Here is a 19,431-nt window from a genome sequence, read left to right on the forward strand (position 1 = left end):
CAAACTGGCTTTTTGCCTTCGCTACTTGCGCGAGTTATGTGTGGACAGAAAACCAGCATTTTGAGAACACAGCCTAGTACACCCAGTCTTGCAGCCTGTATTCCAAACGGTGCCGTTTTCCCTGGAGGATCAGGGTCTGGGTGGAACCGCTCAGTGTGGCCCCCTCCGTCAGGGTGGCGAGGACGGCCTGTTCTATCAGATCGAGTTCGGGGGGGCAGGCCATGGCGGTGCTGCCGAGGCTGGTGACCCAGAGCTTGTTCCCCTTGAGGTGACCCTGGCCGAAGTAGCGGTTGCAACCGGCGATGCCGTTGACGGTGAAGTGTTCACCGATCTCGATGTCGGGGGGATTGCTGCGGCGGCTGGCGATGGCCTGGCCATCCAGCCGATCGAGCACCCAGTGATGGTGTTGCAGGTCTTGCGAGGCAAAGCGGGGAGCACTGCTGCAGGCGCTGAGCAGAAGCAGGGCGAGCAGCAGTAGCAGGTATCTGGGCATTGAAGGGGCTCCGGTGGTGGGTATGACAAGCATACCCGTCCCCGGGCCCGGGCGGCAGGGCGAGGGGGGAGGAGCCCGACCGCTTCTGTCGCCCCGGGGGAAGAGGGGGTGTCGGCAAATGGCAACACCCGCCCCGAGCGAACCTGTCTACCGGTTGCCCATGGCTCCCCTGGCCGTCTCAGTCTGCAAACAGCCGCTCGGCATAGCGGGCGAGGCCCGAGGCCACCGAACCGAAGTCATCACCCCCCTCCAGCGGTACCTTGGGTAGTTTCTGCTGGATGAAGGCCTTGATGAGGGGGGAGCGGGCACTGCCGCCGGTGACGAAGACCCGGTCAGGCTGCACGCCTGCCGCCTGGATCGCCTCGTCCATCAGCTCGCCAATCTTCTCCAGCAAGGGGGCGGAAGCACTGGCCAGCTGGGGGCGGGTGAGTGCCGCCTCCAGCCCTTTTTCCAGCTCGTTCAGGGTCTGGTGATTGTGCTCGTGGTCGGAGAGGGCGATCTTGCCCTGCTCGGCGCGCCACACCAGTTGATGGCTCAGCTTGTGGGCCCGCAGGCTGGCGAGGCGCGGGAGCTTGCTGCCTGGCTGGCTGTCGAGCTGGAGATCCTGCAACTGGCGGGCGGTATCCAGGCTGTAGAAACGGCTCTGGGCACTGACGTCATTGATGGCGGCGGCGTCCCAGAACAGGGGATGGGGCAGCGGCTTGCCGGTCTTGAGGGTCTCGTGCATGCCGAGCAGCGGCATCATGCCCTCCACGGTCAGGCGGATGTCGAAGTCGTTGCCCCCGATGCGCTGGCCGCTGTGACCGAGCAGATCGCCGCTGCGATCCAGCTGGTCACGGTGGCTCGGGCCCATGCGCAGCACGGAGCAGTCGGTGGTCCCGCCCCCGATGTCCACCACCAGCACCACCGCATCCTCGGTGAGGCGCGCTTCGAACTCGAAGCCGGCGGCCACCGGCTCATAGAGGAACTCCACCCGCTCGAACCCGGCGAGGCGTGCCGCCTCGCTCAGGATGGCGATGGCCTGGCGGTTGCTCTCTTCCCCCGCCAGTCCCTGGAAGTTGACCGGTCGGCCGATCACCGCCTGGCGGATGGTGCTGCCCGTCTGCTGCTCCGCCTCCCGGCGCACGTGCAGCATCATGGCGCAGACGATGTCCTCGAACAGGGCGATTTGGGGAGCCTTGAGGCCATAGGCCCCGAGAAAGGATTTGGGGGACTTGATGTAGTAGCCCTCGTCCGGCTCTTCCAGATAGCGCGCCAGCGCCGCACCGCCGAAACTCAGCTCGTCGATGAGTCCCTCTTCGCGCATCTGGCGGCGCACCGCCTGGGCCCGGGTCACCACGGGACCGCGCAGCTTGAGGTATTCGCTCTGCTGGACGGGGGCCAGCCCTTCGGCCAGGAGGCCGGCGATGGCGTCCCGGTGGGGGGCGTGCAGGGTGGAGGGAAGGTAATGGGAACCGGAGAGGGTCAGCAGCCTGGGGCTGCCCTGTTCCATCACGGCGACGGCACAGTTGGAGGTACCGTAATCAAATCCGATGAACATGCTGGCCAGACTCCTGTACAAAAAAGGGCTGGTAGCCTACCCGATGCCGCCGGGTCTCACAACCCGGCGGCGGGATCAATGGCGTGGCGACAACGCCTCAGGGATCACTCCACTTCGTTGTCAGAGCGGCCCTGGCTCTCGATGGCCTGGATGTTGCTGAGGGTGGTGTCGGCGATGGCGTGCAGCGCCTCCCGGGTCAGAAAGGCCTGGTGACCGGTGAACAGCACGTTGTGGCAGGCAGACAGGCGGCGGAAGACGTCGTCGGTGATCACCTCGTTGGACTTGTCCTCGAAGAAGAGGTCTTCCTCCTCCTCGTAGACGTCCAGCCCCAGGGCGCCGATGCGGGAGGTCTTGAGGGCCTCGATGGCGGCGTTGGAGTCGAGCAGGCCGCCCCGGCTGGTGTTGATGATCATCACCCCGTCCTTCATCTTGGCGAAGGCCTCCTTGTTCAGCAGGTGGTAGTTCTCCTTGAACAGGGGGCAGTGCAGGCTGATGACATCGGACTGACGGAATAGGGTGTCGAGATCCACGTACTCGGCGCCCAGATCGATGGCCGCCTGGTTCGGATAGGGATCGCTCACCAGCAGGCGCATGCCGAACCCCTTGAGGATGCGCAAGGTGGCGATGCCGATCTTGCCGGTGCCTATGATGCCGGCGGTGCGGCCATGCATGTTGAAGCCGACCAGCCCCTCCAGGGAGAAGTTGGCGTCCCGGGTGCGCTGATACGCCTTATGGATGCGGCGGTTGAGGGTCATCATCAGGCCCACCGCATGTTCGGCAACGGCCTCGGGGGAGTAGGCAGGCACCCGCACCACCTTGAGTCCCAGCTCCTTGGCGGCGGCCAGATCCACGTTGTTGTAACCGGCGCAGCGCAGGGCGATGACCCTGGTGCCGTACTGCGCCAGCTCGGTCAACACTTCGCGGTCGGCATCATCGTTGACGAACAGGCAGACCACGGGGAAGCCGTGGGCGAGACGGGCCGTCTTGGCCTCCAGCCGCACGTCGAAGAACTCCAGATCGAAACCGTACTGGGCGTTGGCCTGGTGGAAATGTTCCTTGTCGTAGCTCTTGGTACTGAAAACGGCGACTCTCATGGTGCGCTCTCCGTAGATAATGATGTGGTTAAATTACAACAAATAGTGACCGTCATCACGGGATAAGTGGTGCTGTTTCAACCCCAGGGCATGATGGGGACGGCACTCACCGCACTCTTGTACGAACCATCCACCAACTTGGTGCTGTAGGTCAGATAGACAAGGGCATTGCGCTTCTCGTCGTAAAAACGCACCACCTTCTGCTCCTTGAACACCAGCGAGGTGCTGACATCGAACACCTCTTCCCCCGCCTTCAGCTTGGCGGGCAGGGTGATGGGGCCGATCTGGTGGCATGAGAGGGAAGCGTGGGAGGGATCTTCCGCCAGCCCGAGTCCGCCCTTGACGCCGCCGGTCTTGGGGCGGGCCAGATAGCAGGCGACACCGGCGATTTTCGGGTCGTCGAACGCCTCCACCAGGATCTTGTGGTTGGGGCCGAGCAGCTTGAAAGCGGTGCTCACCTCGCCGACGGGATCGGCCTTGTCGGCCAGCACCGGGCCGGCCATCAGTGCCCCCAGCAGCAGGGGCAGGGTGCGAGCAAGGGTCTGAAGATGTCTCATGGTCTCTCCTGTTGGCCTCCCTCAGAAAGGGATGCCCAAACGACGATAGAGGCTGGCCAGCACCCAGGCGGGGCCTACCAGCAGAAATTGCAGGTCGGTGAGAAAGGAGGGGCGTTTCCCCTCGATATGGTGACCGACGAACTGGGCTATCCAGAACAGCACGAACCCGATAAGGGCAGGCCACAGCAGCGGCCCCTGCCAGACGTGGCAGAAGGCCAGCCCTAGGGCGGTCAGGGCCGTCATCCCCGTAAAGATCGTCAACGACAGCCGCAGGTAGAAGACCAGCACCGGGATTGCCACCAGCCCCGCCCAGTTGAAGGACGCTGGCAGGGGACCGGCGGGCAGGCACCAGAGCAGTGCCAGGATGCAGAGGTAGATGCCTGGCACCGCCACCTTGTGGATGGCCACATTGACGGGGTGTTGATGGCTCTGGCCGTAGTCGCGAAACCAGTCATCCAGTCGTTTCATGGCACCTCCCTGGTGCGCGTATTGAGGCCGGGCGACCTCGCGTTCCTGTGCGTCTGCGGCGGGCTGCGCCCACCGGATGGGATGACCCGCGGCTGATAACGCTCCCGGCGGCGGATATTCCCAACGCCGGAGACCCTGTCCGTTCACGCTCGCAGCGGTGGATATTCCCAACGTCGGAGACCGTGTCCGCTCATGCTCGCAGCGGTGGATATTCTCAACGCCGGATACCGTGTCCGTTCACGCTCGCAGCGGTGGATATTCCCAACGTCGGAGACCGTGTCCGTTCATGCTCGCAGCGGTGGATATTCTCAACGCCGGATATCGTGTCCGTTTACTCCTGCGACGGTGGATATTCCCAATATTGGGCCGGAATGCTTTTGAGCAAGGGGGTCATGTCGGGATTGGGCAGGGCGATGGTGACTCTCTGCTCCAGATTGGCGCTGACCAGGGCCTCGCGGATCTTGGGGTTCTCCCGAAAGAACGCCATGAAGCTGCCGTCGGCATAGGCACGCTCGAGGCCGGTCTGGATCGCCTTGGCCAGCTTCGGCGACTCCGGGCTGACGAAGAAGAACTCGGCGAAGGGGTAGCGGATCAGCAGGTGCTGATCGATCACCAGGTTGGGATATTGTGCCGCCAGCTCGCTGCGTTCGGCGAAGATTTCCACCAGACCACGGGGGAAGAAATCCAGCTTGTCGCCGTCATTCATCAGGCGAAACAGGTTGCTGTAGCGCCCGGCATAGGTGGGAATGCCTGCCAGTTCCAGGATCTTGTTGTCGGCCCAGCCCACCCCCTGTGCGGCTTTCAGTTTCTTGAGGTCTGCCAGGGTGTTGATCTGGTTGAACCGCTCCTGGGCATCGGCGTGGATGAAGGAGAGGCGCAGCCCTTCCAGGCCACGAAACAGCGGGATTGGTACTGCGGTGAGGGAGGATTCCAGCGCGCTGGAGGTACCCATCCAGAACACATTGATGACCTTGCCCTTGGCAAGCGCCTGCTGGAGGCTGTACTGGTTGAGATTGAGGTCGACCCGCTCCAGCTTGTAGGGCTGCCCGGCGTGGTTGAGCGCCAGTTCCAGCAGCTTGAGCTGGTATTCGTTGTCGAGATCGTTGATCGGTCGGCTGGGGACCTTGACGGTGAGCGTCTGTGCTTGTGCCAGCAATGGCAGGCACAAGCACAGCCTGATGAGCCATTTCACGCTTTGATCTCCTGTAGGATCCGGGACTTGCCCGGAGTCTAACAGAAGTTGTCACGCTCTTGCTGTGAAAGGGGCCGGGGATCACCCGGCCGCGTCATCTTCGGGCATGGCTTGCCCTGTGCCCGGCTCGTACCGAGGCCGGGCTTGTTCGCCGCATCAGGCGACGCGACGGAACACGTGAGTGTCGTTGAATTCCTTGGTGCTCTGGCATTCAACACAGAAGCGGGACTCGGGACGGGCCTGCAGCCGCTTGAGAGAGATCTCGTCGCCACAGGATTCGCAATAGCCAAAATCCCCTTCATTGATGCGCTTCAACGCCCCTTTCAGCTTGCGCAGGTGCAACTTGTCGTGCTCGATGCGGTTCAGCTCCAGGCGACGGGCCTCCTCGACACTGGCACGGTCAATTTCATCCGCCATCTCGTTGGTATCGGTGGCGATAGCCTGGCTGGCCTGGGAGTTGAGACGTTCTTCGAGCTCAAGGATTTGTCGCTCGATCTGGCCTTTGTAGAAGGTCAGTTGGTCTTCTGTCATGAAATCACACATACGGTTTGCTACCAGTCAGTTTCCCAATGTTACCCATTGATGGGGGCTGTCTGTCGTCAGACCAAGCCCTTGTATCCCGTTTTGCACCAAATCCATGCAGGAGAGTGCAAATCAGGGCGGGCCTTGTACCAAAAAAACGCAGACATGCAAAGGAAATTGGATAAGGAGTGTGCGCCCTTGCAAAGAAATGGGCCTTCTCCGACAGGGTCTGACTGAGTATCGAACGAGATCCCGCCGCCGTTGGCATCGAGCTTGCAGTGGGCTGATCGTGACACAAAGTGTTTAGTATTTGGTGCCGCGCTGGTCATTATACAGGCCGTTGTTTATAGTTTTTTAAACACCGCTGCTTGACAAAGGCCTTTATCACGGGCTTTTATGGTGTGGTCGATTACATTTTCTTAACAAGGGTGTTCCTTATATTAGACACCCTTGACAATGGCAACCGTAAAGTCGGGGTTTAACATGGACAGTATCAAGGGCTGGATGGAGAGCAATCGCATCACGGAAGTGGAGTGCCTGTTTCCGGATTTCACCGGCAATGCCCGAGGCAAGATCATTCCAGCCAACAAGTTTCTGCGCGAGGGGGGCATGCGGCTGCCCGAGGTCATCTTCACCCAGACGGTGACCGGCGAGTACCCGGATGACGACAGCATGATAGACCCGCTGGAGCGGGACATGCAGCTCTATCCCGATCCCAACACCATTCGTTTCGTACCCTGGGCGCTGGAGCCCACCGCCCAGGTGATCCACGACTGCTTTGACGTCAACGGCAAGCTCATCGACATCGCTCCCCGCTCCGTGCTGCGCCGGGTTCTGTCATTCTACGAGAAGCAGGGCTGGAAGCCGGTGGTGGCGCCGGAGCTGGAGTTCTACCTGGTGACCCGCAACGAAGATCCCGACTATCCGCTGGTGCCGCCGGTGGGCCGCAACGGCCGCCCGGAAACGGCCCGCCAGTCGTTCAGCATCGATGCGGTGAACGAATTCGACCCCATCTTCGAGGACATGTACGACTACTGCGAGGCCCAGGAGCTTGAGGTGGACACCCTGATCCACGAATCCGGCGCCGCCCAGATGGAGATCAACTTCCTGCACGGGGATGCCATCGATCTCGCCGACCAGGTGTTTCTGTTCAAGCGCACCATGCGCGAGGCCGCCCATCGCCACGGCATCTATGCCACCTTCATGGCCAAGCCCATGAGCAACGAACCGGGTTCCGCCATGCACATCCACCAGAGCCTGGAAGACATGGATGGCAACAACCTGTTTGGTACCAGCGAAGGGGGCAACTCCGATCTGTTCATGCATTTCATCGCCGGCCTGCAGAAATACACCCCGGCAGTGACCGCCCTGCTGGCGCCGAACGTCAACTCCTACCGCCGCCTCACCTTTGGCGAGAGTGCGCCGCGCAACGTGCAGTGGGGGGTGGAAAATCGCACCTGCGGCCTGCGGGTCCCCTTCTCCGAACCGAGCGCACGCCGGGTCGAGAACCGCTTCGCCGGGGCCGATGCCAACCCGTATCTGGCCCTGGCCGCCACCCTGGCCTGCGGCTACCTCGGCATGCTGGAGAAGCTCGAACCCATGCAGGAGATGAAGGCGAGTGCCTATGACCTGCCCTACAGCCTGCCCCGCTCGCTGGAGGAATCGCTGAGCCACCTGGAGCAGTGTGAACCCATCAAGGACATGCTGGGGGAGCGCTTCATCCGCGCCTTCGTGGCCGTCAAACGCAAGGAGTACGAGACCTACTTCGGCGTGATCAGCCGCTGGGAACGGGAATTCCTGCTGCTGAACGTCTGATCTGTCCCCGGGGGAGGCGAGGCCTCTCCCCGTCATATCGCAAGCAAGGGGCTGAAGGCCCGTCTCGCGGCGGCGCCCGCGACCCGGAAGGCACCGAGTAAAGGTGAGGCCCGCTCCCGCAATGGAGAGGGGGTCACCTGCAATCAACTGGCGACGATGTTCGCCCCATGGAAAGGCATCGAGCAGGCAAGAGAGTGCCAGCCCCGTGAATGGCAGTGACCGGGCAGGCCACCCGTGCCCTCATGAATGGCGACAAGATTCGCCGAATCGAAGGAACCGAGGAGCAAGCAATGCAGCACACCACCCGTGAGTGGCAGCAACTGGAAGCCAGCCATCATCTGCATCCGTTTACCGATTTTCAGGCCCTGAACAAGAAGGGCAGTCGCATCATCACCAAGGCCGAAGGCGTCTATCTGGAAGACTCCGAAGGCAAGCGCATTCTGGACGGGATGGCGGGCCTGTGGTGCGTCAACATGGGCTACGGCCGTCAGGAGCTGGTGGATGCCGCCACTCGCCAGATGCAGCAGTTGCCCTACTACAACCTCTTCTTCCAGACCAGCCACCCCCCTGCTGCCGAGCTGGCCACCCTGCTGGCCGAGATCACGCCTTCCCACCTCAACCACGTCTTCTTCACCGGTTCGGGTTCCGAGTGCAACGACACCGTGCTGCGCATGGTGCGTCACTACTGGGCCAGCAAGGGACAACCTGACAAGCAGGTGATCATCAGCCGCCACAATGCCTATCACGGCTCCACCGTGGCGGGGGCCAGTCTGGGGGGCATGAAGGGGATGCACGCCCAGGGCGGCTTGCCCATTCCGGGCATAGTCCACATCGACCAGCCCTATCACTTCGGTGAGGGAGAGGGCATGAGCGCCCACGAGTTCGGTCTGGCCCGGGCCCGCCAGCTGGAAGAGAAGATCCTGGAGCTGGGGGTGGACAAGGTAGCCGCCTTCATCGGCGAGCCTATCCAGGGGGCGGGGGGGGTCATCATTCCCCCCGAGAGCTACTGGCCCGAGATCCAGCGCATCTGCGACCACTACGGCATCCTGCTCATCGCCGACGAGGTGATCTGCGGCTTTGGCCGCACCGGCCACTGGTTTGCCAGTGAAGGTTTTGGCATCAAACCCGATCTCATGTGCCTGGCCAAGGGCATTACCTCCGGCTATCTGCCGATGGGCGCCGTGATGGTGGGGGACAGGGTAGCCAGGGTGCTGGTGGAAGAGGGGGGCGAGTTCAACCATGGCTTCACCTATTCCGGCCATCCGGTCGCCTGCGCCGTGGCCATTGCCAACATCCAGCTTATGCAAAGGGAGAGCATAGTTAAGCGAGTTCATGATAGTATCGGCCCCTATTTGCAGCGCCGCTGGGCTGAGCTGGCGGACCATCCGCTGGTGGGGGAAACCCGTGGAAAAGGCCTGGTCGCCGCGCTGGAAATAGTGCAGGACAAGCAGACGAAACGTCGCTTCCCGGCCGAGCTCCATGCCGGGATGACCTGTCGGGAGTTCTGTTTTAACAATGGCTTGGTGATGAGGGCTGTCGGCGATACCATGATCATATCGCCCCCCTTGGTGATCACCGAGGAACAGGTGGATGAATTGGTCAAACTGGCCAGGCTCAGTCTGGACCTGACGGCTGCAAAGCTGCGGGAATAGGCGGGAACCGGGCAGGTTGGCTTACGCATACAATTTGCTTAGGAGACAAGGACTATGTCTTTTAAAAAGGGAATGATGGCTGCTTCCGTGGCGCTGGTCATGATGAGTACCGGGGCGATGGCCGACGAGAAGGTGCTGCACGTCTACAACTGGAGCGACTATATCGCGCCGGATACGCTGGAAAACTTCCAGAAGGAGACGGGCATCAAGGTGGTCTACGACGTGTTCGACAGCAATGAAGTGCTGGAAGCCAAGTTGCTGGCAGGCAAGTCGGGCTATGACATCGTCGTACCGTCCAACCCCTTCCTGGCCAAGCAGATCAAGGCAGGTGTCTTCCAGAAGCTGGACAAGTCCAAACTCTCCAACTGGCAGAACCTGGACGTCGACCTGCTCAAGGCGCTCGAACCGAGCGATCCGGGCAACCAATACTCCATCCCTTACCTGTGGGGCACCATCGGCTATGCCTACAACGCCGAGAAGGTGAAGGCCGTGCTGGGGGCCGATGCCCCGGTGGACTCCTGGGATCTGGTGTTCAAGCCGGAGAACATGGCCAAGCTGAAGGAGTGCGGTGTCTCCTTCCTCGACTCGCCGACCGAAATGCTGCCGGCCGCCCTGCAATACCTGGGCTTCAAGCCGGACAGCCAGAAGCCGGACGAGCTGAAGAAGGCAGAGGAGCTGTTCCTCTCCATCCGTCCCTATACCGCCTATTTCCACTCCTCCAAGTACATTTCGGATCTGGCCAACGGCAACCTGTGCGTGGCGGTCGGTTACTCCGGTGACCTGCAGCAGTCCAAGGCGCGTGCCGCCGAGGCCAAGAACGGTGTCAGCCTGACTTACACCATTCCGAAAGAGGGGGCAGGCAGCTTCTTCGACATGATCGCCATCCCGGCGGATGCCAAGAACGTCGAGGCGGCCCACACCTTCATCAATTACCTGATGAAGCCGGACGTGATCGCGAACATCACCAACGTGGTGCAGTTCCCGAACGGCAACAAGGCGGCCACGCCGCTGGTGGACGAGGCGATCCGTACCGACCCGGGTATCTACCCGACGCCGGATACCCTCAAGAAGATCTACACCTTCCCGGATCTGCCGGCCAAGGTGCAGCGTCTGATGACCCGCAGCTGGACCAAGATCAAGTCAGGCAAGTAAGAGTGACGAGTACCCCTCCCGGTCCGCAGTTCGGCCGGGAGGGTGGTGACCACCCGACAGGTTGGACGGCGCGTATGGATGCGCGACTGGCAAAATCACACAAATGAGGACTGATAAGTGCACATGACCAAGATGGCAACGCTGGCCCTGACCCTGGGGTTTGCAAATCTGACCCAGGCAGCCCCTGTGGTTCATTTTTACAACTGGTCCGATTATATCGGCGAGACCACCCTCAGTGACTTTCAGCAGAAGACCGGGATCAAGACCGTCTACGACGTGTTTGACTCCAACGAGACGCTGGAAGGCAAGCTGCTGACCGGACGCACCGGCTACGATCTGGTCGTGCCCTCCAACAATTTCCTGGCCAAGCAGATCAAGGCGGGGGCTTTCCAGAAGCTGGACCTCACCCTGCTGCCAAACCTGAGCAACCTGGACCCCTTGCTGCTCAAGCAGCTCGAGAAGGTGGATCCGGGCCATCAGTACGCCGTGCCCTACCTCTGGGGCACCAACGGCATCGGTTACAACGTCGACAAGATCAAGGAAGTACTGGGTGTCGACAAGATTGACTCCTGGGCGACCATCTTCGAGCCGGAAAACATGAAGAAGCTCTCCCAGTGCGGCGTGGCCTTCCTCGATTCGGCGGACGAGATGATCCCGGCGGCCCTCAACTACCTGGGGCTCAACCCCAACAGCCATGAGCCGGCGGACATCAAGCGGGCCGAAGAGCAGCTGCTCAAGGTGCGCCCCTATGTGGCCTACTTCCACTCCTCCAAGTACATCGGTGACCTCGCCAACGGCAACATCTGCGTGGCGGCCGGGTTCTCCGGCGACATCCTGCAGGCGGCGTCCCGGGCCGAGGAGGCGGGCAAGGGGATCAAGATTGCCTACAGCATCCCCAAGGAGGGTGGCAATCTCTGGTTCGACATGATGGCGATCCCGGCCGATGCCACCAACGTGAAAGAGGCTCACGTCCTGATCAACTACATTCTCGAACCGCAGGTCATCGCCAAGGTGAGCGACTATGTGGGTTACGCGAACCCGAACATCAAGGCGGGAGAGTTCATGGACAAGGCCGTTCGCGAGGACGAGTCTGTCTATCCCCCCCAGGCGGTGCTTGAACGTCTGTATGTGCAGGAAGCACATCCCCGTTCGGTGCAGCGCCTGATCACCCGGAGTTGGACCAAGATCAAATCCGGAACCTAACCTTGGTGCCCATCCCGGGGCGCCAGATTGTATTGATGGATCGGCCCAGGCCGGAATCACCTTTGGGAGTTTGGTAATGGCGATAGCCTCCAGTGCCTACAAGAAAGCCCTCGAGGGCAGCCAGCAGCGTAAAGAAGTGCTGGTCAAAATAGACAGGGTAAGCAAGCAGTTCGACGAAACGCTGGCGGTCGACAACGTGTCTCTCAACATCCACAAGGGCGAGATCTTCGCCCTGCTGGGTGGGTCCGGCTCCGGCAAGTCCACCTTGTTGCGGATGCTGGCCGGGTTCGAGCGACCCACGGAAGGACGGCTGTTCCTCGACGGCGTCGACATTACCGACATGCCGCCCTATGAACGCCCCATCAACATGATGTTCCAGTCCTACGCCCTGTTCCCCCACATGACGGTGGCCCAGAACATCGCCTTCGGCCTCAAGCAGGATGGCCTGCCCAAGGCGGAGATTGATGCCCGGGTGGAAGAGATGCTCAAGCTGGTGCAGATGACCCAGTACGCCCGCCGCAAGCCGCACCAGCTCTCCGGTGGTCAGCGTCAGCGGGTGGCCCTGGCCCGTTCCCTGGCCAAGCGTCCCAAGCTGCTGTTGCTGGACGAGCCCATGGGGGCGCTCGACAAGAAGCTGCGCTCCACCATGCAGCTCGAGCTGGTCGAGATTATCGAGCGGGTCGGCGTGACCTGCGTCATGGTGACCCACGATCAGGAAGAAGCCATGACCATGGCCGAGCGGATCGCCATCATGCACCTCGGTTGCATCGAGCAGATCGGCAGCCCGATGGACATCTACGAAACCCCGGCCAGCCGGCTGGTGTGCGAGTTCATCGGCAACGTCAACCTGTTTGACGGCCTGCTGGTGGAGGATGAGCAGGACCACGCCATCATCGCCTGTGCGGATCTGGAGCAGCCCATCTATGTGGGTCACGGCATCAGCTCCCGGGCGGAGAACAAGAAGGTCACCTATGCCCTGCGTCCGGAAAAACTGCTGATGAGCCTGCAAAAGCCGGAAGAGATCGAGCATCCGGACTTCAACTGGACCAAGGGCGAGGTTTATGACATCGCCTATCTGGGCGGCCATTCCGTGTATCACATCCAGTTGCCCTCGGGCAAAATCGTTCAGGCTTTCATCGCCAATGCCGAACGCCACGGCAAACGGCCGACCTGGGATGACCAGGTGTTCCTCTACTGGGAAGATGACAGCGGCGTGGTGCTGCAATCATGAAGGCATTGAGACGACTCAAACAGGTGGGAGGGCGGCAGCTGGTCATCGGCATCCCCTTCTTCTGGCTGTTCCTCTTCTTCCTGCTGCCCTTCATCATCGTCGTGAAGATCAGCTTCGCCGAAGCGGACGTGGCCATCCCGCCCTACACGGACGTGGTGAGCTGGGCAGACAATCAGCTCACCATACTGCTCAACCTGGGCAACTACCTGCTGCTGCAGGAGGATGAGCTCTACATCGCGGCTTATCTGGGGTCCCTCAAGATAGCCCTGGTCAGCACCCTGCTCTGCCTGCTGATCGGCTATCCCATGGCTTACGCCATTTCGCGGGCCAACAAGGAGACCCAGACCGTTCTGCTGCTGCTCATCATGATGCCGACCTGGACGGCGATCCTGATCCGGGTATACGCCTGGATGGGGATCCTCAGCAACAACGGCCTGCTCAACAGCGTCCTGCTGGGCATCGGGGTGATCGACGAACCGCTGCAGATCCTCAATACCAACCTGGCGGTCTATATCGGCATCGTTTACTCCTACCTGCCGTTCATGGTGCTGCCGCTCTACGCCAACCTGGTCAAGCACGACCAGAGCCTGCTGGAGGCGGCCTCCGATCTGGGTGCCCGCAACCTGACCCGGTTCTGGCAGATCACGGTGCCACTCTCCAAGAACGGCATCATCGCCGGTTGCATGCTGGTCTTCATCCCGGTGGTGGGCGAGTTCGTCATCCCCGAGATGTTGGGTGGCCCGGAGACCCTGATGATCGGCAAGGTGTTGTGGCAGGAGTTCTTCAACAACCGTGACTGGCCGGTGGCCTCCGCCCTGGCGGTGGTGATGCTGGCGGTGCTGATCATTCCCATCATCCTGTTCAACCGCAACCAGGCCAAAGAGCTGGAGGGCAAGGCATGAGACGTTTCGGTTTTGCCAAGCTGATGCTGTGGCTGGGTCTGCTGTTCATCTACCTGCCCATGATCATCATGGTCATCTACTCCTTCAACGCCTCCAAGCTGGTGACGGTGTGGGGAGGCTGGTCGCTCAAGTGGTACTTCGGCCTGCTCGACAACAAACAGTTGATCGGGTCCGTGTTCCGCTCCCTGGAGATCGCCTTCTACACCGCCATCGCGGCGGTGGCGCTGGGGACGGTGGCGGCCTTCGTGCTGACCCGGATCCCTCACTTCCGTGGCCGGACCCTGTTCGGCGGCATGGTGACGGCGCCGCTGGTGATGCCCGAGGTGATCACCGGTCTCTCCCTGCTGCTGCTGTTCGTGGCCATGGCCCAGCTGGTGGGTTGGCCCGCGGAGCGGGGCATGCTGACCATCTGGATAGCACATACCACCTTCTGTACCGCCTATGTGGCGATCGTGGTGTCGGCGCGGCTGCGGGAGCTGGATCTCTCCATTGAGGAGGCGGCCATGGACCTGGGTGCCAAGCCCTGGAAGGTGTTCTTCCTGATCACCATCCCGATGATCGCCCCGTCGCTGGCGGCGGGCGGCATGATGTCGTTTGCCCTGTCGCTGGATGATCTGGTGCTGGCGAGCTTCGTCTCCGGCCCGGGTTCGACCACCTTGCCGATGGAAGTGTTCTCGGCGGTGCGTCTCGGCGTGAAGCCCGAGATCAACGCCATCGCGAGCCTGATCCTGCTGTCGGTATCCCTGTTCACCTTCGGTAGCTGGTATCTGATGGCCCGGGCGGAGAAACGCCGCCGCGCCGAGATCGCCATGACCACCCAGATGCAGGCAGTTGCCTGACCTGCCCCGTGATAAGATCCGCATTCCCCCATCCGTCAGGAGAATGGAATGCGGATCTCCCTCTTCATCGGCCAGAGCGCCGAACTGAACCCAGAGCAGGCCCCCGGCCTCATCAGTGCCATCCACAAGCAGCCTGCCGACGCCCCTCTGTGGTGCGATTTCTTCGGCCTTCGCGGGGATGAGCAGAGCGACAGACGCCATCATGGCGGCCCGGATCGGGCCCTGCACCATTACCCTGCGGAGCACTACGCCTGGTGGAAAACCTGGCAAACCGCGCTGGGACTACCTGTACCACGCACACCCTGGCAGCCTGCTGCCTTTGGCGAGAATCTCTCTGGTCTGGGGCTGACCGAGGCGCAGGCCTGCATCGGCGATGTCTATCGACTTGGAGAGGCGCTGATCCAGATAAGCCAGCCCAGATCCCCCTGTTTCAAGCTCAACCAGCGCTTTGGCTATGGCCAGCTCTCCCAGGTGATGCAGTTGAGTGGCCGCTGTGGCTGGCTGCTGCGGGTGCTGGAAGAGGGAAGGGTGGATCCGCAGGGGGAGCTGACACTGGTGGACAGACCCTACCCTGAGCTGACGGTGAAGCGCACCGCCGACATCCTGTTCAACCAGGCTCGCAACGAGGAAGAGCTGCAACTGCTGCTGGAGAACCCGGCGCTCTCTCCCAACTGGCGCCAGCATGCGGCTCATTGGCTGGAACATGGAGTGGTGGCGGATTGGAGCCGGCGTTTGCTGGGGCCGACCGAGTTCAGGTTGCCTCGACAGGACTGAAGGCAGGCGGAAAGATACCTTGTGGGCGATTTTTCCTGCGACTCGCTGAATTATTGAGCGTAAAGCCATTTTTTTAGAGTGAATGCAAAAAAAGGCTTGTGTCGGGTCGGGGCTTTCGGTAAATTCTCGCCCCGCAGACATCGGTGTGTAGCGCAGCTTGGTAGCGCACTTCGTTCGGGACGAAGGGGTCGGAGGTTCGAATCCTCTCACACCGACCACATTTGAAAAGGCCGCTCAATGAGCGGCCTTTTCGCATTTGGTCTGTTGAAGCAAAGCTGACATTTCCATTGTCGATTGCTGTTCCTGTTCCTGTTCCTGTTCCTGTTCCTGTTCCTGCTCCGATCCCCCTCATTTGCCCAACTAAAAGGGCCACCGCTCGGTGGCCCCACTGGTGGAGTCTGATCCTGACTCCGGCACTCTAGATTGTGACAATCTCGTTATGGGTCTTGTCGATGGTGCCCTCCTTGCGCCCCAGGCGCTCATTCAGATATGCCAGTGTTGATGCCGCAATGCCTTGAAACCGTGTTGGGTTTGCAGGGCCGCATGCTTGGGGTACTCACTAATGAAATGTGCTATTCCCTCCATCAGTTGTGAACGCAGCGAAGACACGGGCTCATGCCAGGCTTGCAGGCAGAGATGACCAGGGATCAGCTGCTCTCGATACGCTTCCAGCAGCGATTCCGGCCAGGGCTCGATATGGGAATCGTGACGCAGTAAATAGTGGGCGGCGGGTTCACGGGCATAGATGAACTGAACTTGGGCCAGGTCGCGTTGGCTTAGCGTTTGGCTGCCGATATGGCAAGTCAGATATTTTCCCGTCTTCAGATTCAGGAAGTGACCGCGTTGCCGACAGGCAATGATGCGATACCAAGGCAGGGGTGAACAGAGAGAATACCCCTCCAGCTCCTGTTCCAACCAGTGACGGCACTCTGGGGTCTGCACTTCTTCGCGCATGGCCTCAAGTCGTGTCAGCAAGGCTCTGGATGGTTGGGTAGCCAGTATCGCGCTCATCGTCTGCAATCCTCCCTCTGCACAGAATCCCGACTTTCAGTATGGACCCTGAGCGGAGGAGGGGGTAAGAATTCTAATGATTAAAATCAGCTTAGAAGCGCACTTTTTATGCAATAAAAACCATTAGCCGACGAGGTAGGTGCCCGTGCCGAAGGCGATGTGGGTGCCCTCTTCGTTGTGCAGCTCCATGCGGGCGACTGCGACCTTACTGCCTGCCCGGATGATGTGGGCGGTGGCGATGAACTCGTTGCCGCGACCGGGACGAAGATAGTCCACCCGCAGATCGATGGTGCCAAGCCGCGAGAAGCGCTCCTTGAGATAGCTGGGGGAGAAGTCCTCCAACTCGTCGATGCAGGAGGCTGCGACTATCATGCCGCCCGCCACGTCGAGCAGGCTGGCGGTGACCCCGCCGTGCAGTATGTTGTGAAAAGGGTTGCCGATGAGCTTCTGTTCCATCTTGATGCGCAGCTCCACTTTATCGAAGTCGTAGTGGGTGACTTGCATGCCGATCAGTTTGTTGAAGGGCATCTTTTCGGCGAACAGGTTGGCTATGCCACTGAGCGCCATCTTCTTGAGCATCTGTTTCATTCCTTGAGTCCGCCCTGTCATCAAAGCCGAGTAAAAACTCCAGCCAGTCTGCAACACTTCCTTAACACTCGCAATGGCAGGTTTATTGTGGGCGGCGGCTGCTTTAGAATGGCGACCCCAAAGGAGAGCCCATGACCGTCATTGCCGAAACCCTGCCTGACCCTCAGCCAGAGAATCCCCTTGCCTTGTTGCAGGCGGTGTTTGGCTATCAGCAGTTTCGGCCGGGCCAGCTCGAGATCATCGAGCAGATAGTGGCAGGGCGCGATGCCCTGGTGCTCAAACCCACCGGCGGCGGCAAGTCGCTTTGCTACCAGATCCCGGCGCTGCTGCGACCTGGGCTCGGGGTGGTGGTCTCCCCCCTCATCTCGCTGATGAAGGATCAGGTCGACACCCTGCGTGCCAACGGCGTGGCGGCGGTCTACATCAACTCGGCCCTGAGCCGGGAGGAGATGATCCAGAACTTTGCCGCCATGCGCCGAGGCGAGATCAAGCTGGTTTATGTGTCCCCCGAGCGTTTGCTGCAGCACGAGTTCATGGACCGGTTGGCGGAGCTGCCGCTCGGCCTGTTCGCCATCGACGAGGCGCACTGCGTCTCCCAGTGGGGGCACGATTTCCGGCCGGAGTATGCGGCACTGGGGCGGCTCAAGCAGTGGTTCCCCCAGGTGCCCGTGGTGGCGCTCACCGCCACCGCCGATGAGGCGACCCGCAGCGACATGCTGCACCGGCTGGAACTGAACGATCCCTTCATCCACACCGCCAGCTTCGATCGGCCCAATATCCGCTACAGCCTGGTGGAAAAGTTCAAGGCGGCGGAGCAGCTGCTGCGCTACGTGCAGAGCCAGAAGGGCAACTGCGGCATCGTCTACTGCTCCAGCCGCAATCGGGTGGAGGAGGTGGCCGAGCGGCTCTCCCGCCACGGCTGCAAGGCGGCACCCTATCATGCCGGTCTGCCGCTGGAGCTGCGCCAGCAGACCCAGGAGGCCTTCCTCAAGGATGACATCGAGATCGTGGTGGCGACGGTGGCGTTCGGCATGGGCATCGACAAGCCCAACGTGCGCTTCGTGGTGCACTACGACATCCCGAAGAACATCGAATCCTACTATCAGGAAACCGGCCGTGCCGGGCGTGACGGCACTCCCGCGGAGGCGCTGCTGCTCTACGATCCCGCCGACATCGGTAGGGTGCGCCGGCTGCTCGACAACATCGAAAACCCCCAGCAGTTGCAGGTGGAGCAGTACAAGCTCAACGTGATGGCGGCCTTCGCCGAGGCGCAGACCTGCCGCCGTCAGGTGCTGCTCAACTACTTCGGCGAGTACAACGACAAGCCGTGCGGCAACTGCGACATCTGCCTCGATCCGCCCCAGAGTTATGACGGCACCGAAGACGCCCAGAAGGCGCTCTCCTGTGTCTGGCGGGTGGGACAGAATTTCGGGGTGGGTTATGTGGTGGAGGTGCTGCGCGGATCGCTGAACCAGCGCATCAAGGATCACGGTCACGACAAGCTGTCGACCTACGGCATCGGCAAGGATCAGAGCCACGAATACTGGATGAGCGTGATCCGCCAGCTGATCCACAAGGGGTTGCTGACCCAGAACATCACCCGCAATCTGGTGTTGCAGCTGACCGAAGCGGCCCGACCCGTGTTGCGTGGCGAGATGAAGCTGGAACTGGCAGTCCCCCGCCTGCAGCCCATCTCCAGCCGCAAGGAGAAGCGCAACGGCCTGCTCGACAACGCCAATTACGACAAGCGGCTGTTCAAGGAACTGCGCGCCCTGCGCAAGCAGATCGCCGAGGATGAAGAGGTGCCGCCCTACGTGGTGTTCAACGATGCGACTCTGGTGGAGATGGCGCAGCTCATGCCGATGACCGAGGAGGAAATGCTAGCGGTCAACGGTGTCGGTCACCGCAAGCTGGAGCGCTTCGGTGAGGCATTTATGGACCTGATCATCGACTACTGCCGCCGGTAGGCTGGCACAACAAACAGTGGAAAGGCGCCCGTTGGTCGGCGCCATGCATTATTTCAGGCTGGCGTAATAGGCCGCCAGATTCTCCATGTCCGCCTCGGTCAGCATCGCCATGAAGGGAACCATCAGTGGCTCGGTACGGGAACCCCCCTTGAACGCCTTCATCTGCTTGAGCAGATAGGCCTGGTTCTGGCCCGCGAGGTGGGGGTAGGTCGGGACGCTCGCCTTGCCATCCGCGCCATGACAGGCGGCACAGACCACGGATTTGGCCTTGCCTGCGTCTATGTCGGCCGCCTTGGCCTGATGGCCCCAGGCAAGCGCCAGCAGGGGCAGGGTATAGACCCACTTTGGCATCGTCTTCTCCTTGAAATGAATAATCGTGATCGCCTGTTAGCCTCGACGAGCCGACGGCGGTATAAAGAGTGACACGAGCA

Annotated in this window: 19 protein-coding genes and 1 tRNA gene; 10 read left to right on the forward strand and 10 right to left on the reverse strand. The window is 61.1% G+C overall.

Annotation, left to right across the window (positions count from 1 at the left end; translation table 11 throughout):
• Nucleotides 1–73: 73 nt before the first annotated feature.
• The 7 genes from PG879_RS10580 to PG879_RS10610 all read right to left on the reverse strand — a co-directional run bounded on the left by PG879_RS10580 (nt 74) and on the right by PG879_RS10610 (nt 5,887).
• Nucleotides 74–493 (reverse strand): META domain-containing protein, encoded by a 420-nt coding sequence (locus tag PG879_RS10580; protein WP_010676067.1) that lies wholly within the window; start codon nt 491–493, stop codon nt 74–76.
• Between the two features lie 178 nt (nt 494–671).
• Nucleotides 672–2,033, reverse strand: a complete 1,362-nt coding sequence (gene yegD, locus PG879_RS10585) for a molecular chaperone (RefSeq protein WP_010676066.1) — start codon at nt 2,031–2,033, stop codon at nt 672–674.
• A gap of 104 nt (nt 2,034–2,137) precedes the next feature.
• Nucleotides 2,138–3,127 (reverse strand): 2-hydroxyacid dehydrogenase, encoded by a 990-nt coding sequence (locus PG879_RS10590; protein WP_042878605.1) that lies wholly within the window; start codon nt 3,125–3,127, stop codon nt 2,138–2,140.
• A 77-nt stretch (nt 3,128–3,204) separates the two neighbouring features.
• Nucleotides 3,205–3,684, reverse strand: a complete 480-nt coding sequence (locus PG879_RS10595; RefSeq protein WP_041214236.1) for a CreA family protein — start codon at nt 3,682–3,684, stop codon at nt 3,205–3,207.
• Between the two features lie 21 nt (nt 3,685–3,705).
• On the reverse strand, nt 3,706–4,152 hold the full coding sequence (locus PG879_RS10600) for an Mpo1 family 2-hydroxy fatty acid dioxygenase (protein ID WP_041214237.1): 447 nt from the start codon (nt 4,150–4,152) through the stop codon (nt 3,706–3,708).
• A 331-nt stretch (nt 4,153–4,483) separates the two neighbouring features.
• Nucleotides 4,484–5,344: a hypothetical protein gene (locus PG879_RS10605; protein WP_270830154.1), complete on the reverse strand. Its 861-nt coding sequence runs from the start codon at nt 5,342–5,344 to the stop codon at nt 4,484–4,486.
• A 156-nt stretch (nt 5,345–5,500) separates the two neighbouring features.
• A complete protein-coding gene (locus PG879_RS10610) occupies nt 5,501–5,887 on the reverse strand; it encodes a TraR/DksA family transcriptional regulator (protein WP_010676061.1) in 387 nt (128 codons plus the stop codon).
• Nucleotides 5,888–6,349: 462 nt separating this feature from the next.
• Here PG879_RS10610 and PG879_RS10615 point away from each other — a divergent pair, with 462 nt between their 5' ends.
• The 9 genes from PG879_RS10615 to PG879_RS10655 all read left to right on the forward strand — a co-directional run bounded on the left by PG879_RS10615 (nt 6,350) and on the right by PG879_RS10655 (nt 15,652).
• Nucleotides 6,350–7,681 carry a glutamine synthetase family protein gene (locus tag PG879_RS10615; RefSeq protein ID WP_010676060.1) on the forward strand — a complete coding sequence of 444 codons (1,332 nt, stop codon included), beginning with the start codon at nt 6,350–6,352 and terminating at the stop codon, nt 7,679–7,681.
• Nucleotides 7,682–7,971: 290 nt separating this feature from the next.
• Entirely contained in the window at nt 7,972–9,333 is a 1,362-nt protein-coding gene (locus tag PG879_RS10620; RefSeq protein ID WP_270830155.1) for an aspartate aminotransferase family protein, read from the forward strand.
• 54 nt (nt 9,334–9,387) lie between these two features.
• Complete coding sequence (locus PG879_RS10625) at nt 9,388–10,485, forward strand: polyamine ABC transporter substrate-binding protein (RefSeq protein ID WP_039039663.1); 1,098 nt, start codon at nt 9,388–9,390, stop codon at nt 10,483–10,485.
• A gap of 123 nt (nt 10,486–10,608) precedes the next feature.
• Nucleotides 10,609–11,688 (forward strand): polyamine ABC transporter substrate-binding protein, encoded by a 1,080-nt coding sequence (locus tag PG879_RS10630; protein ID WP_405694474.1) that lies wholly within the window; start codon nt 10,609–10,611, stop codon nt 11,686–11,688.
• 76 nt (nt 11,689–11,764) lie between these two features.
• Nucleotides 11,765–12,919, forward strand: a complete 1,155-nt coding sequence (potA, locus tag PG879_RS10635) for a polyamine ABC transporter ATP-binding protein (RefSeq protein WP_010676056.1) — start codon at nt 11,765–11,767, stop codon at nt 12,917–12,919.
• Nucleotides 12,916–13,821, forward strand: coding sequence for an ABC transporter permease subunit (locus tag PG879_RS10640; protein WP_010676055.1), 906 nt, complete (start codon nt 12,916–12,918; stop codon nt 13,819–13,821). Before potA ends, PG879_RS10640 begins: the two co-directional genes overlap by 4 nt.
• A complete protein-coding gene (locus tag PG879_RS10645; RefSeq protein WP_010676054.1) occupies nt 13,818–14,660 on the forward strand; it encodes an ABC transporter permease subunit in 843 nt (280 codons plus the stop codon). The genes PG879_RS10640 and PG879_RS10645 overlap by 4 nt, the downstream gene beginning before the upstream one ends.
• 48 nt (nt 14,661–14,708) lie before the next feature.
• Nucleotides 14,709–15,434: an MOSC domain-containing protein gene (locus PG879_RS10650; RefSeq protein ID WP_270830157.1), complete on the forward strand. Its 726-nt coding sequence runs from the start codon at nt 14,709–14,711 to the stop codon at nt 15,432–15,434.
• A gap of 141 nt (nt 15,435–15,575) precedes the next feature.
• A tRNA-Pro gene (locus tag PG879_RS10655) sits at nt 15,576–15,652 on the forward strand.
• Between the two features lie 265 nt (nt 15,653–15,917).
• On the opposite strand, the gene PG879_RS10660 is transcribed toward PG879_RS10655, so the two are convergent.
• Together PG879_RS10660 and PG879_RS10665 are read right to left on the reverse strand one after the other, a co-directional pair.
• Nucleotides 15,918–16,445 carry an AbiTii domain-containing protein gene (locus tag PG879_RS10660; RefSeq protein ID WP_010676052.1) on the reverse strand — a complete coding sequence of 176 codons (528 nt, stop codon included), beginning with the start codon at nt 16,443–16,445 and terminating at the stop codon, nt 15,918–15,920.
• Nucleotides 16,446–16,568: 123 nt separating this feature from the next.
• Nucleotides 16,569–17,033, reverse strand: coding sequence for a thioesterase family protein (locus PG879_RS10665; protein WP_039039661.1), 465 nt, complete (start codon nt 17,031–17,033; stop codon nt 16,569–16,571).
• Between the two features lie 131 nt (nt 17,034–17,164).
• Here PG879_RS10665 and recQ point away from each other — a divergent pair, with 131 nt between their 5' ends.
• Nucleotides 17,165–19,000: an ATP-dependent DNA helicase RecQ gene (recQ, locus tag PG879_RS10670; protein WP_039039660.1), complete on the forward strand. Its 1,836-nt coding sequence runs from the start codon at nt 17,165–17,167 to the stop codon at nt 18,998–19,000.
• Nucleotides 19,001–19,048: 48 nt separating this feature from the next.
• Here recQ and PG879_RS10675 read toward each other — a convergent pair whose 3' ends face one another.
• Nucleotides 19,049–19,351, reverse strand: coding sequence for a c-type cytochrome (locus PG879_RS10675; protein ID WP_039039659.1), 303 nt, complete (start codon nt 19,349–19,351; stop codon nt 19,049–19,051).
• Between the last annotated feature and the right edge of the window lie 80 nt (nt 19,352–19,431).

This window comes from Aeromonas sp. QDB63, from assembly GCF_027707425.1.
Classification (GTDB): domain Bacteria; phylum Pseudomonadota; class Gammaproteobacteria; order Enterobacterales; family Aeromonadaceae; genus Aeromonas; species Aeromonas caviae.